Here is a 13,238-nt window from a genome sequence, read left to right as displayed (position 1 = left end):
AAAAAGTTAACGCCATGGTCATTTTTTGAGACAGCGGGTCCGGCGCTTGTGCCGGAGTTGTGAGTTTTCAGTAACCGGGGTCTCGCATCACGGGAGTATTGCGTATGAAGTCGCGTGAGAGCCATGTTCGCCTGAAGCAGTTTCAGGTTAACGAAAAAACACGTCAGCTTGGGCAGATCCAACTGATGATGGCGGAAATGGAAAAGATGGCGGCCGAGCTGGAGTACCAGATCACCGCCGAGGAGAAAAAGGCCGGCATCACCGATCCCTCCCATTTTGCCTATCCAACCTTCGCCAAGGCGGCGCGTCAGCGGTCGGACAATCTGCAGAATTCAATTCGTGAATTGAAAGTGCAGCTTGATGCGGCCGAACTGGCGCTCGAAGAGGCGCAGGCCGAGTATGACAAGGCGGCAGCGCTTGAAGAGCGTGACGCCGGCCACCGGGCAAGCCGGACGGTTTGACAATTTCGGGCCTTGCGGTCCGGGAGAATGTTGATTTTCATGGGCAGGCGCGGGCTGAGGTTCGCGCCTGCGATTGGCCGTGCGTTGCAGCTATTCGCGCATTAATTCATGCGGTTAAAGCATAGAAATGACATGTGCGGCGTGTGGCCCGAGCAGGGCTGGTGCAGCCGTGTCCGAGCCTCCGCGTGGAGATTGCCGGCGCGATCAGACGACCGCGTCGTGCCATTCCGGGTGGCGCCGGGCCTGAGCTTTGAAAAACGGACAGAGCGGGATGATTTTCCAGCCGCCGGCGCGAGCGGCCTCGATGGCGTGGGCAGCAAGCGCCTGACCAACCCCCTTGCCGCGCAGGCTGTCGGGGACACCGGTGTGATCGATAATGATCAGCTCGGGTGACGTGCGCGAATAGGTCATTTCTGCCTCGACGCCGTCCAGGCGGGCAATATAGCGGCCCCCGGTTGGCCCTGCTTCCTCGGTGATCTCCATGACAGTCCCCCCATTTGCCAATTGACGCTGATCTCGGATATGGAGAGCGGGCGGCACCGGGTCAAGTTCACAGGAGAGACAATGCGTTGGATGCTTGTGGCGGCGCTTGTGCTCGCGCCGTTTTTTTTCGGCCTTGGCGTGGTTTTGCCGCTGGTGCGATTCGAAACACTCTATTTTTTCGATCAATCGCCGTCGCTGCTGGGCGTGGTCGCTGCGCTCTGGGCTGGTGATGACGCGGTGCTGGCGGTTGTGGTCGGGCTGGTGTCGCTGGTGTTTCCGGTAATCAAGATGCTGGTTATTACCGCGGAAGCACTGGGACAGCAGCCCGAATCAGCAATGGCCCAAGCCGTGCTGCCGCAGCTCAGCCGTTGGTCGCTGATGGATGTGGTGCTGGTGGCGCTGGTGATCGTCGCGGCGAAAACCGGTGGAATCGCCAGCGCGTTCTCGCAACCAGGCCTGTGGTTTTATGCCGGCTCGGCCTTGATGGCCGCACTCGCCCACGGACTGGCGGGACGAGCCTCAGCACAGTGAACCGACGGTGCTTGCCGTCACGCCGGTTGCCTAACCGAAGCGCGTATCTCAATCCCGCCCCCGGAAGGGGACGGGATTGAGATACGGGACGGAAAAGTGACGGCAGTGCGGCTCAGTGCCGGTATTGCTGGATGCGCGTGGTGCGCAGACCGGCAAGGCCATGGTCGCTGATCGACGACTGCCAGGAGAGGAACTCCTCGACAGTCAACGTGTAGCGTGCACAGGCCTCTTCGAGACTGAGCAGGCCGCCGCGGACAGCGGCTACCACTTCGGCCTTCCGGCGGATTACCCACCTTCGGGTGTTTGCGGGCGGCAAATCAGCAATCGTCAACGGACTCCCGTCGGGGCCGATCACATATTTGACACGGGGTCGTACCATATCGGTCATTGGACTCTCTTACACACTCAAGACCTACTGACCTGACCCTACAGGCGGGGGTTTAAAAATTGCCTAAGGGCCTGACAAGGTTTCGGTAATCTTTGGCACAGGTGGCAAAATGCGCGACCCGCGACCGCAAGTCGCGCCGGCGCTCTTGTTGCGCGCCGCTGCAAACCCTATAAAGGGAGTGTCCGGTACGGATATATTTGCAACCGCTTGATCAGCGCCTTGAACGCTGTTGAATGACGGGAATGACAGTGAACAATCTCGATATTGACAAGGATCCGCGCGATACGCGGGTGGTGGTCGCCATGTCTGGCGGCGTGGACAGTTCGGTCGTGGCCGGGATTCTTGCCCGGCAGGGCTATGATGTGCTCGGCGTGACGCTGCAGCTGTATGACCATGGGGCCGCCGTGCACCGGGCTGGCTCCTGTTGTGCAGGCCAGGACATCGACGATGCTCGTCGGGTCTGCGAAACGCTCGGCATTCCACATTATGTGCTTGATTATGAAAAACGTTTTCGCGATGCGGTGATCAATCCGTTTGCCGACAGCTATGTCGCGGGCGAAACGCCAATCCCTTGCGTGGCTTGCAACCAGACCGTCAAGTTTGCCGATCTGCTGGCGACAGCGCGCGATCTGGGCGCCGATGCGCTGGCGACCGGACACTATATCCGCTCGCGGGCCAACCCGATCCCCGGCCATCCCGGGCGTCGGGCGCTTTACCGGCCGGTCGATGCGGACCGCGACCAGAGCTACTTCCTGTTTGCCACCACCCAGGATCAGCTTGATTACGTGCGCTTTCCGCTTGGCGAATTGCCCAAGATCCGCACCCGTGAACTGGCCGAGGAAATGGGCCTGACGGTGGCGCAGAAAGCCGACAGCCAGGACATCTGCTTCGTGCCGCAGGGCAAATACGCCACCGTGATTGAAAAATTGCGCCCCAATTCGGCACTGGCCGGCGAGATCGTCCATATTGACGGGCGCGTGCTGGGCGAGCATCCCGGCATTGTTCATTTCACCATCGGCCAGCGCCGCGGCATTGGCGTGGCGACCGGAGACCCGTTGTATGTGGTGCATCTCGATGCGCGCTCGCGGCGGGTGATTGTCGGCCCGCGCGAGGCGCTTGATACACGCAAGCTGATCCTGCGCAATGTCAACTGGCTGGGGGATGCGGATTTGAGCGAGTTGGGTTCAGATGAGCTTGAATGCTTTGCCAAGGTGCGCTCGACACGGCCGCCGCGGCCGGCGCTGCTGCGGTGCGTCGATGGCGAGATCTCGGTCGAGCTTATCGAGGGCGAGGCCGGCGTCGCGCCGGGGCAGGCCTGTGTACTCTATTCCGCGCCCGGTGACGATGCACGGGTGTATGGCGGCGGTTTCATCAACCGTTCCGAACGCTCGCCTGCTGCCGAAGCCATGCTTGCCAATTTGCTGGTTCCGGCAGCCTGAGCAGGTTTTGCGCCGAGCTTACCGCCCCTGACTTTAAAATCGGGGGCGGGAAATTGGCGTCAATCGTGACGGACGCTGCCTTCCGAGAGGATCTCGATCACCGCCAGGCCATCGGCCACCCGCGTGCGCGACGGAGCCCCGGTGCGAATGCACTCGATGAAATGGGCGGCTTCGCGGGTCAGCGGCATGCCATCGGCGATGTCGACATATTCCGGATCGACCATTTCCGATTGCCAGCCGTTTTCATCCTCCCACAATTTGTGGTGATAGATGGCCAGTTTCTCGTTCCAGGGCGCGACATCATCAAACACTGCCATTGCCTTGGTGCCGATCACGGTAAGCCGGCGCTCGCGGTAGGGATTGAGCCGCGATGTGAAGACATGGCTGCGGATGCCGCCTGGAAACTGCAGATGCAGATGGGCGAAATCGGACAGCCGGTTGAGAATCGCCGAGCCGACGCCGCGCACATTGATCGGCTTTTCGCCGGTGATCGCCAGAATCAGTGACAGGTCATGCGGGGCAATGTCCCACAGTGCGTCGTTTTCGGCGTGAAACTTGCCCAGGCCAACCCGGTGCGAATGGATGTAGCGCACCGTGCCGAGGTCACCTCTGGCGATCATCTCCTCGAGTGCCTCGAAGGCCGGGTGAAAACGCAGCACATGACCGGTCATGGCAACCAGATGCGGATTTTGCGCCGAGGCCTCGACCACGCGGCGGGCATCGGCCACCGACAGGGCGATCGGCTTTTCGACCAGCACGTGCTTGCCCGCCTGAAGTGCTGCAACGGCCGTGTCGGCGTGATATTGCGGCGGCAGCGCCAACACCATCGCGTCAATCGCCGGATCGTCAAACACGGCCTCCAGCTTGATCTGCTTGACGTCGTGGCGGGCAGCGAGTGCCTGGCTGCGGTCATCATGGCTGTCGGCGACACCGTAGAGCACGCCGAGTTCGGACAGCGTGCGGGCGTGATTTGAGCCCCAGTAACCGCAGCCGATGACCACAATGCTGGGGGGAGAGGAACTTTGCATGGGCGGATCGGGTCCTATGATCTTGGGGCTGCGGGATGTGGTTCCGGAATTAGACCCGTTGACACCTCAAGGCAAGGCGCGCGGGCGCGACGCAAAGCCCCAAGGTGCGGATGGGGAGCGGCAAACGGGCGCGCGCGGGAGATGTGGATGAATTGGCGTCAAAAAGCCCAAAGCACGCTTGACATCGGCAGGGACCGCCCCTTATATCCCGCCCGTCCAGACCGGTTTTTGCCGGCGGCTGGCGGCGGGGTAGCTCAGCTGGTTAGAGCAGCGGAATCATAATCCGCGTGTCGGGGGTTCAAGTCCCTCTCCCGCTACCATTACCCCCCCCCCCCCCAACACACACACATCTGGGTATATGAAACCCGATTTGTCGCTTCGACGAGTAATCCGATCAATCCTTTGATTTCTATACGGGTGCCAAAACCCTTTGGCGGGATGGTGATCGCATCAACGCGCTTTCCTATTGCTTCTGCAGCCTGCCGTTTCCATCGGAAATCTGAACTGCGTACTTGATTGCCGGATCGGAGTTGCAAGAATTCCATCTGACTAGCAGATGTGGCTGCGTATCAGCTGCTGATTATCGTGATAATCGGAACGATGATATTGCAGCTCTATACATTTTTTTCTTTTGTTTTCGGGTGCTTGGAAAATTAGACTGGACAAAATTCAAGAAGAACAGCGGATACAGATCTTTTCGACTACACTTGATGACGAGGGGTGCCTGAAAAAGCATCAGATCCCGCGTGTTGGTTTCGATCTTTCAGTTGGTCGAAACAGGTTGCCTCTTTTTTGAAGCCGGCGCGGTCCAGGGGGTCAAGATGGAAGGGAACAAAAATGACTACAAAACTGATAGTTGGTCTGGATGGCCACGGGTCCGGCGAGCGCGCCGTGGCTCATGCAAAAAAACTCGCAGAACTGATCGGGGATTGCGAGCTGGTGGTGGTCTATGTGGTGGAATGGTCGCCCTATTCTTTTCAGACCGCCGAGGAGAATGCACAGCGCCACAAACGCCGTGAAGAGGAGATCTCAACGGCCATGTCACGGGTCGTTGACCCGGCGGTAAAAAGCCTGCACGAGGCCGGCATCAAGGCCACCGGTAGGGTCAGGCACGGGGATGTGGCTTCGATCCTGATGGATATTTCCGAGGAAGAGGGCGCCGCTCAAATCATCGTCAGCCGTTCGTCGGAGGGCGGGTTTGCCAAACGCCTGTTTGGCAGCGCGACTTCCAACCTTGTCATGCACGCCAAAGTGCCCGTGACTGTGGTCAGCTGAGGGGAATATCATGAATTTTATTCAGAAATTAATGCTGTCATTGATTGCGGCTACAGCAGTACCCGGCATTGCGCAAGCGCAGGAAGCGATGACGCTGGATCAGCAGGTCAACCAGGTCTTTGCCGCCGTAACCGGTCCTTTTGTCAGTCTTATTTTTGCACCGATTCCAGGCACCAGTTTTCCTTGGATCGTGATGTGGCTGGTGGTCGCCGCGACAATTTTCACGCTCTATTTCAGCTTTGTCCAGTTCAGGTTCTTCGGCCACGCCATCAGTTTGGTGAAGGGCGATTACTCGGATCCGAATGACGCTGGCGAAGTCAGCCACTTCCAGGCGCTGGCGACTGCTTTGTCCGGTACTGTCGGGCTCGGCAACATCGCAGGTGTGGCCGTTGCCGTTGGCATCGGCGGCCCCGGAGCCACGTTCTGGATGATCCTGGCTGGATTGCTCGGCATGGCGTCCAAATTCACCGAATGTACGCTCGGTGTGAAATACCGCAATGAATATGAGGACGGCACGGTTTCCGGCGGCCCGATGTATTACATTTCCAAGGGTTTCAAGGAACTGGGGCTTCCAGGCGGCAAGTTCCTCGCCGTGGTGTTTTCGATCTTTTGTATCCTTGGCGCACTGGGGGGCGGCAACATGTTCCAGGCCAACCAGGCCCATGCCCAGATTTCCGGCATTGTCGGGGACTATCCGGGCTGGATTACCGGGATCGTGTTTGCAGTCGTGGTCTTTTCGGTGATCGTCGGCGGCATCAAGTCGATTGCCAATGTCACCGAAAAAGTGGTCCCGTTCATGGGCCTCCTTTATGTCGGTGCCGCGCTGATCATTCTTCTGATCAATTATGACAAGATCGGATGGGCCTTTGGCCAGATCTTTGGCGGCGCCTTTACAGGCCTTGGGGTTGCAGGCGGGTTTGTCGGCGCCCTGATCCAGGGTTTCAAACGGGCAGCGTTTTCCAATGAGGCCGGTGTCGGCTCGGCGGCGATTGCCCACTCCGCGGTCAGAACCAAGGAACCGATCACCGAGGGTTTCGTGTCACTGCTCGAGCCGCTCATCGATACCGTTGTGATCTGCACGATGACCGCCCTGGTCATCACCATTTCGCAGCAGTTGATCGTTGATCCGGCAACCGGGCTCTATGTGCTCAATGAAGCGGGTTCCTCCATTGCCACTGTCGGTGACGTCAGCGGTGTGGCTTTGACATCCGCTGCATTCGGGTCGGCCATCAGCTGGTTCCCCTATGTGCTGGCGATCGCGGTGATCCTGTTTGCCTTCTCAACCATGATCTCGTGGTCCTACTACGGGCTCAAAAGCTGGACCTACCTGTTTGGTGAAGGCAAGAATTCGGAGCTGACCTTCAAGTCCATTTTCTGCGTCTTCATCGTCATTGGTGCCGCAGCAAACCTAGGCCCGGTCATTGATTTCTCCGATGCCGCGATCTTTGCCATGGCGGTGGTCAACATCTTCTGCCTCTACTTCCTGATGAAGTTGGTGAAGAAGGAGCTGATCTCCTACGCCTCGCGTTTGCAGTCAGGCGAGATCCGGAAGTTCAAACACTAAGGCTGCTTGTCACCATCCTTGCTGCGGGCTCGCTCTGGGCCCGCAGAACATCGGGCGCCGGCGCGAAAGCGGTTGGCGCCCTTTTTGTGCGAATATTCGTGTGGGGGGCGACGCGGCAATTGTCGATTCATCAACCGCCAGCTGCGTCAGGAGAGATGCTGCCGGTGTCAAGTGCCTGACAATTGCTTTCGGGCACTTTCGAGCATGCGGCGGTGAACATGCGAATGGCGGTTGCGAAGGTGCATCGCCAAATAGACGGCCTGCGGGATGCGCGGGGCGTCGTCGACATAGTAAAATGCGCCGGCCGCGACCATTTCGATGGCAGAGTCCTCAAGCACATAGGCGGTCCCGCCAAGCGAACTCAGCAGACCGCAGACGGTAATGTTCTGGCCACTCGAAAGCGGCGCCTCGTCAAGCCCGGCGACCACCGGACGGTGCATCCTGTCAAAAGCCGGAGAAAAGTTGGTGAAGATGTAGCTTTCGGGCACGATCTCCTTGATGCAACTGGCGTGGGAGCTGATCATCCGGTAGCCAACCTCGCCGATCAATTCATGATGCAGATCGGGCAGGTTCTTGGGCGTGAACAGGATCGATAAATCGAGTTCGCCGGCCAGCAGGTCGATGCTCATCTGGTTGGAAAAATCGTGCTCGATATAGAAAGATGCGTCCGGCAGGACCCGGCGAAACCCGGTCACCCAATCGGCAATATGGTTAGAGACAAGATCGTGCTGGATGCCGATCCGCATCGATAGGGCAAAATTGCCAGTGCTTTGCACCGAACGGCGTGCCTGGGTCCATTGGTGGCGCAGCGAGCGGGCATGGTCGAGCAGGCGGAACCCGGCCGGGGTTGGCTGTGTGCCGGCGCGACTGCGGGTGAATAATTTCCGTCCCAGTGAAGTTTCCAGCGCGTGGATCCGGGCGGATACGGTTGATTGCGTCAGGTTCAGCCGCTCGGCAGTGCGGTTGAAGCTGTTGGTTTCCATCAGGTCGAGAAAAGTTTCCAGCTGCTCGATCTGCATTGCCGGGGCGCTCCAATTGCTGCTTTGCACCCTAATCGGATTTTCCGATTAATAAAGGCCTTTCGGCGGAATAGCGGAACGGCAGGCAAGGTCGGATACTCGCTGTCATCAACCGGTTTCGGGAGGCACCAGTGGTCGAAATTTCCGGGCATGCGAGGGTCGTCATAATCGGCGGGGGCGTGGTTGGCGTCTCGGCGCTGTATCACCTGGCCAAGGCCGGCTGGACAGACTGCGTGCTTCTCGAAAAGAACGAGCTGACGGCCGGATCGACCTGGCATGCGGCCGGCAATGTACCGACGTTTTCGTCGTCTTGGTCGATCATGAACATGCAGCGCTATTCGACCGAGCTTTACCGGGGGCTGGCTGACGAAGTCGACTACCCGATGAATTACCATGTCACCGGCTCGATCCGGCTCGGTCATTCCGCCGAACGGCTGCGGGAATTCCACCGGGTGGCGGGCATGGGACGCTATCAGGGCATGGAGCTTGAGGTGCTGGCGCCCGACGAGATCAGGACGCGCTACCCGTTTACCGAAACCCACGATCTCAGCGGCGCGCTCTATGATCCCTATGACGGCGACATCGATCCGGCGCAACTGACTCAGGCGCTGGCCAAGGGCGCGCGCGACATGGGTGCAAGAATCCACCGTTTCTGCCCGGCCACCGGCGTGCGCCGCGACGGCGACGAATGGGTAATCTCGACGCCGAAGGGCGAAATCCGCTGCGAATATGTTGTCAATGCAACGGGTTATTATGCCCGCGAAGTCGGCAAGATGTTTGGCCGCGACATGCCGATGATGGTGATGAGCCATCAATACATGCTGTTTGACGAGGTTCCCGAGATAGCCGCCTGGAGCCGGGAGAATGGCGGCAAGCTGCCGCTGATGCGCGATGTCGACAGTTCCTACTATCTCCGGCAGGAAAAGAACGGGTTCAACCTCGGCCCCTATGAACGCAACTGCAAGGCCCATTGGGTCACGCCCGATGATCCGATGCCTGAGGATTTCTCGTTCCAGCTCTATCCGGACGATCTCGAACGGCTGGAATGGTACATCAATGATGCTGTCGAGCGGGTGCCGCTATTGGGCACGGCGGGTCTTACCAAGAACATTAACGGCCCCATTCCCTACACACCGGACGGCAACCCGCTGATCGGGCCGATGCCCGGCGTGCCAAACGCATTCGAGGCTTGCGTCTTCACCTTCGGCATCTGCCAGGGCGGCGGTGCCGGCAAGGTGCTGGCCGAATGGGTGATGGAAGGTGAAACCGAGTGGGACATGTGGTCGTGCGACCCGCGCCGCTTCACCGCATTTTGCGATCAGGAGTACGCGATTGCCAAGGGCATGGAAGTCTATGGCCATGAATACGCGATGCACTTTCCGCATCACGCCTGGCCGGCAGGACGCAACAAGAAACTCTCGGCGGTGCATGACCGGGTTGCGGCGCTTGGCGCGCAATTTGGCGCGTACAATGGCTGGGAACGGGCCAACTGGTATGCCCGGCCCGGTGACGACACAAGCGAGGAAGCGACCCAGACCTGGGCGCGCGAAGGCGCCTGGTTCGAGGCGGTGCGCGAAGAGTGCCTGGCGGTGCGCAACGCTGCCGGCATTCTGGATCTGCCGGGCTTTTCGCGGTTCAAGGTTCAGGGGCCGGGCGCGCGCGACTGGCTCAACACGCTGATTACCGGCATGGCGCCGAAGCCGGGGCGGATCGGGCTTGGCTATTTCTCCGACGCCAAGGGACATATCGTCACCGAGATGTCGCTGATGGCGCTGGACGAGGATTTCTTCTTCCTGACCACTGCCGCCGCCGCGCAATGGCACGATTTCGAATGGCTGACGAAACACCTTCCTGCCGGTTCTGACATTGCGATCGAGGATGTTACCGAAGCATTCTCTTGCCAGATCCTGACCGGACCCAAATCGCGGGAGATCCTGTCCGAGCTCACCGATGCTGATTTGGGTAAGGCGTGGCTAACACATCAATCGGCGCAAGTGGCAGGCATCTGGTGCCAGTTGGTGCGGGTCTCCTTCGCAGGCGAGCTGGGCTGGGAGATCCACACCAAGGTTGAAGACACAGCACTGGTCTTCGATGCGGTGATGAAAGCCGGCGCGCCGCTCGGTCTCAAGCCGTTCGGCATGTTCGCGCTCAATTCGTTGCGACTCGAGAAAGGTTACCGGGCCTGGAAGGGCGATCTGTCGACCGATTACACAATCCTGCAGGGCGGCCTCGATCGTTTCGTCAAATGGGACAAGCCCGACTTCCTGGGCAAGCAGGCCCTCGAGGTTGAAAAGCAGCGCGGCGTCAATCGGCGCTTTGTCACAATGGTGATCGAGGCCGGAGACTGCGATGCGCCCTATATGTCGACGCTTTGGCACAACGGTGCGGTGGTGGGAGAAACGACGTCCGGAGGCTGGGGCCACCGGATCGGCAAGTCAATCGCGCTGGGGATGCTGCGGGCCGATCTGACGGAGCCGGGCACCGAGCTTGAAGTTGAAATATTCGGCGAGCGGTTCCCCGCCACCGTGCAACCTGACCAGCCGCTGTGGGATCCAAAAAACGAGAGGATTCGGGCATGAGCACGGCTGTCCCCGACAAGGCCCGCGTGGTCATCGTTGGCGGCGGCGTCTCGGGCTGTTCGGTGGCCTATCATCTGGCCAAGCTCGGCTGGCGCGACATCGTGCTTCTGGAACGCAAACAGCTGACCTGCGGCACCACCTGGCATGCGGCCGGATTGATCGGGCAATTGCGGGCCTCGCTCAACATGACCCGGTTGGCCAAATATTCGGCCGATCTGTACGTCAAGCTCGAGGAAGAGACCGGTGTCGCCACCGGTATGCGGCAATGCGGGTCAATCACCGTGGCGCTGACCGAGGAACGTAAGGAAGAGATTTTTCGCCAGGCCTCGCTGGCCCGGGCCTTCGATATTGATGTTCAGGAAATTGGTCCCGAAGAGGTGCTGAAGATGTATCCGCATCTCAATATTTCCGACGTCACGGCGGCGGTGCATCTGCCGCTCGACGGGCAATGCGATCCGGCCAATATCGCCATGGCGCTGGCCAAGGGTGCGCGCCAGAACGGCGCCCGGATCATCGAGGGCGTCAAGGTGACGGCGATCACCAGTGCCGATGGGCAGGTGACCGGGGTCGACTGGCAGCAGGGCGAGGAAACCGGCTCGATTGCGGCTGACATCGTGGTCAATTGCGGCGGTATGTGGGGCCGCGATCTTGCGGCGCAATCTGGCGTGACGCTGCCGCTGCATGCCTGCGAGCATTTCTACATTGTCACCGAAGCGATCGAAGATCTGCCGCGGCTGCCGGTGCTCCGCGTGCCGGATGAATGCGCCTATTACAAGGAAGATGCCGGAAAGATGCTGCTCGGGGCGTTCGAGCCGAAGGCCAAGGCCTGGGGCATGCAGGGAATCCCGGAGGATTTCTGCTTTGACCAGTTGCCGGAGGATTTCGATCATTTCGAGCCGATCCTCGAACAGGCGATCAACCGGATGCCACTGTTGGCGACGACTGGCATCCACACCTTCTTCAATGGACCTGAAAGCTTTACGCCGGATGACCGCTATTATCTTGGCGAAGCACCGGAGCTGAAAGGCTACTGGGTCGCTGCCGGTTACAATTCGATCGGCATTGTCTCATCCGGCGGCGCAGGCTTTGCGCTGGCGCAATGGATCAATGATGGCGAGCCGCCGTTCGACCTGTGGGAAGTCGATATCCGCCGGGCGCAACCGTTCCAGAAAAACCGGCATTATCTGCGTGAGCGCGTCACCGAAACACTCGGCCTGCTCTATGCCGATCATTTCCCCTACCGACAGATGGAGACCGCCCGTGGTATCCGCCGTTCGCCGATCCATGAGCAGCTCAAAGCGCGGGGCGCGGTGTTTGGTGAAATGGCCGGCTGGGAGCGTGCCAACTGGTTCGCCGATGAAGGTCAGGAGCGCGAATACAAATATTCCTGGAAACGGCAGAACTGGTTTGACAACCAGAAGCGCGAGCACATGGCGGTGCGCGAGGCAGTCGGCCTGTTCGACATGACCTCGTTCGGCAAGATCCGGGTTGAGGGACGCGATGCGGCTTCGTTCCTGCAGCGGCTGTGCGGCAACGAGATGGATGTCGAGCCGGGTCGCATTGTCTACACGCAAATGCTCAACACGCGCGGCGGCATCGAGTGCGATCTGACCGTGACGCGGTTGTCGGACACCGCCTATCTGCTGATCGTACCGGGCGCCACCCTGCAACGCGATCTGGCCTGGCTGAGGCGGCATCTGGGTGACGAGTTTGTCGTCATTACCGATGTGACGGCAGGTGAATCAGTGTTGTGCGTAATGGGTCCGAATGCGCGCGGGCTCATGCAGGCCGTCAGTCCGAATGAATTTTCCAACGAGACGCACCCGTTTGGCGCCGCCCGCGAAATCGAGATCGGCATGGGCCTCGCCCGCGCCCATCGCGTCACCTATGTCGGCGAACTGGGCTGGGAGCTTTATGTATCCAGTGATCAGGCGGCGCATGTATTCGAAACGCTGATCGATGCAGGGGCTGATCATGGGCTCAAACTCTGCGGGCTGCATACGCTCGATTCCTGCCGGATCGAAAAAGGCTTCCGCCATTTCGGCCATGACATCACCGACGAGGATCATGTGCTGGAAGCCGGTCTCGGCTTTGCGGTGAAGACCAAAAAGGGTGAGTTCATCGGCCGAGATGCGGTGTTGCGCAAGCGCGAGCAAGGGCTTTCGCGCCGTCTGGTGCAGTTCCAGCTCAAGGACCCTGAGCCGCTAATGTTCCACAACGAGGTGATCGTCCGTGACGGAGCGATCGTCTCGATCATCACCTCGGGCAATTACGGCCATCATCTCGGCGGCGCAATCGGGCTCGGCTACGTGCCCTGCGCGGGCGAAAGCACTGAAGAGGTGCTTGCCTCTACTTACGAAATCGAAATTGCCGGGGAACGCCATACTGCGGTCGCGTCCCTGAAACCGCTTTACGACCCCGGATCGCTGCGCGTCCGGATGTGACTTGAAATCTGCTTCGGACCTCATGGA

Annotated in this window: 11 protein-coding genes and 1 tRNA gene; 8 read left to right on the top strand and 4 right to left on the bottom strand. The window is 59.7% G+C overall.

Annotation, left to right across the window (positions count from 1 at the left end):
• Window positions 1-104 precede the first annotated feature (104 nt).
• Window positions 105-461: a flagellar export protein FliJ gene (locus tag ACK6D9_RS20160; RefSeq protein WP_322990654.1), complete on the top strand. Its 357-nt coding sequence runs from the start codon at window positions 105-107 to the stop codon at window positions 459-461.
• Between the two features lie 204 nt (window positions 462-665).
• On the opposite strand, the gene ACK6D9_RS20155 is transcribed toward ACK6D9_RS20160, so the two are convergent.
• Entirely contained in the window at window positions 666-944 is a 279-nt protein-coding gene (locus ACK6D9_RS20155) for a GNAT family N-acetyltransferase (RefSeq protein ID WP_322990655.1), read from the bottom strand.
• An 81-nt stretch (window positions 945-1,025) separates the two neighbouring features.
• On the opposite strand from ACK6D9_RS20155, the gene ACK6D9_RS20150 reads away from it, so the two are divergent.
• Window positions 1,026-1,475, top strand: coding sequence for a paraquat-inducible protein A (locus ACK6D9_RS20150; protein ID WP_412049862.1), 450 nt, complete (start codon window positions 1,026-1,028; stop codon window positions 1,473-1,475).
• A gap of 112 nt (window positions 1,476-1,587) precedes the next feature.
• Here ACK6D9_RS20150 and ACK6D9_RS20145 read toward each other — a convergent pair whose 3' ends face one another.
• Window positions 1,588-1,863: a DUF1153 domain-containing protein gene (locus tag ACK6D9_RS20145; protein WP_267653756.1), complete on the bottom strand. Its 276-nt coding sequence runs from the start codon at window positions 1,861-1,863 to the stop codon at window positions 1,588-1,590.
• Between the two features lie 233 nt (window positions 1,864-2,096).
• Here ACK6D9_RS20145 and mnmA point away from each other — a divergent pair, with 233 nt between their 5' ends.
• Complete coding sequence (mnmA, locus tag ACK6D9_RS20140; RefSeq protein ID WP_412049861.1) at window positions 2,097-3,302, top strand: tRNA 2-thiouridine(34) synthase MnmA; 1,206 nt, start codon at window positions 2,097-2,099, stop codon at window positions 3,300-3,302.
• Window positions 3,303-3,361: 59 nt separating this feature from the next.
• On the opposite strand, the gene ACK6D9_RS20135 is transcribed toward mnmA, so the two are convergent.
• On the bottom strand, window positions 3,362-4,330 hold the full coding sequence (locus ACK6D9_RS20135) for a Gfo/Idh/MocA family protein (protein ID WP_412049860.1): 969 nt from the start codon (window positions 4,328-4,330) through the stop codon (window positions 3,362-3,364).
• Between the two features lie 243 nt (window positions 4,331-4,573).
• On the opposite strand from ACK6D9_RS20135, the gene ACK6D9_RS20130 reads away from it, so the two are divergent.
• From ACK6D9_RS20130 to ACK6D9_RS20120, 3 genes are all read left to right on the top strand, one after another.
• Window positions 4,574-4,650: transfer RNA gene (locus ACK6D9_RS20130), tRNA-Met, on the top strand.
• Window positions 4,651-5,167: 517 nt separating this feature from the next.
• Window positions 5,168-5,605 (top strand): universal stress protein, encoded by a 438-nt coding sequence (locus ACK6D9_RS20125; protein ID WP_322989368.1) that lies wholly within the window; start codon window positions 5,168-5,170, stop codon window positions 5,603-5,605.
• A 10-nt stretch (window positions 5,606-5,615) separates the two neighbouring features.
• On the top strand, window positions 5,616-7,169 hold the full coding sequence (locus ACK6D9_RS20120; RefSeq protein WP_322989367.1) for an alanine/glycine:cation symporter family protein: 1,554 nt from the start codon (window positions 5,616-5,618) through the stop codon (window positions 7,167-7,169).
• A gap of 167 nt (window positions 7,170-7,336) precedes the next feature.
• On the opposite strand, the gene ACK6D9_RS20115 is transcribed toward ACK6D9_RS20120, so the two are convergent.
• Window positions 7,337-8,188 (bottom strand): LysR family transcriptional regulator, encoded by an 852-nt coding sequence (locus tag ACK6D9_RS20115; RefSeq protein WP_412051859.1) that lies wholly within the window; start codon window positions 8,186-8,188, stop codon window positions 7,337-7,339.
• A 131-nt stretch (window positions 8,189-8,319) separates the two neighbouring features.
• On the opposite strand from ACK6D9_RS20115, the gene ACK6D9_RS20110 reads away from it, so the two are divergent.
• A complete protein-coding gene (locus ACK6D9_RS20110) occupies window positions 8,320-10,767 on the top strand; it encodes a GcvT family protein (RefSeq protein ID WP_412049859.1) in 2,448 nt (815 codons plus the stop codon).
• Entirely contained in the window at window positions 10,764-13,211 is a 2,448-nt protein-coding gene (locus tag ACK6D9_RS20105) for a GcvT family protein (protein WP_412049858.1), read from the top strand. The genes ACK6D9_RS20110 and ACK6D9_RS20105 overlap by 4 nt, the downstream gene beginning before the upstream one ends.
• Window positions 13,212-13,238 lie beyond the last annotated feature (27 nt).

The sequence above is a fragment of the Hoeflea sp. Naph1 genome, assembly GCF_046837775.1.
Classification (GTDB): Bacteria; Pseudomonadota; Alphaproteobacteria; order Rhizobiales; family Rhizobiaceae; genus Hoeflea.
The sequence above is the reverse complement of the archived record's forward strand: the minus strand, read 5'-3'. Positions and strand labels throughout refer to the sequence as shown.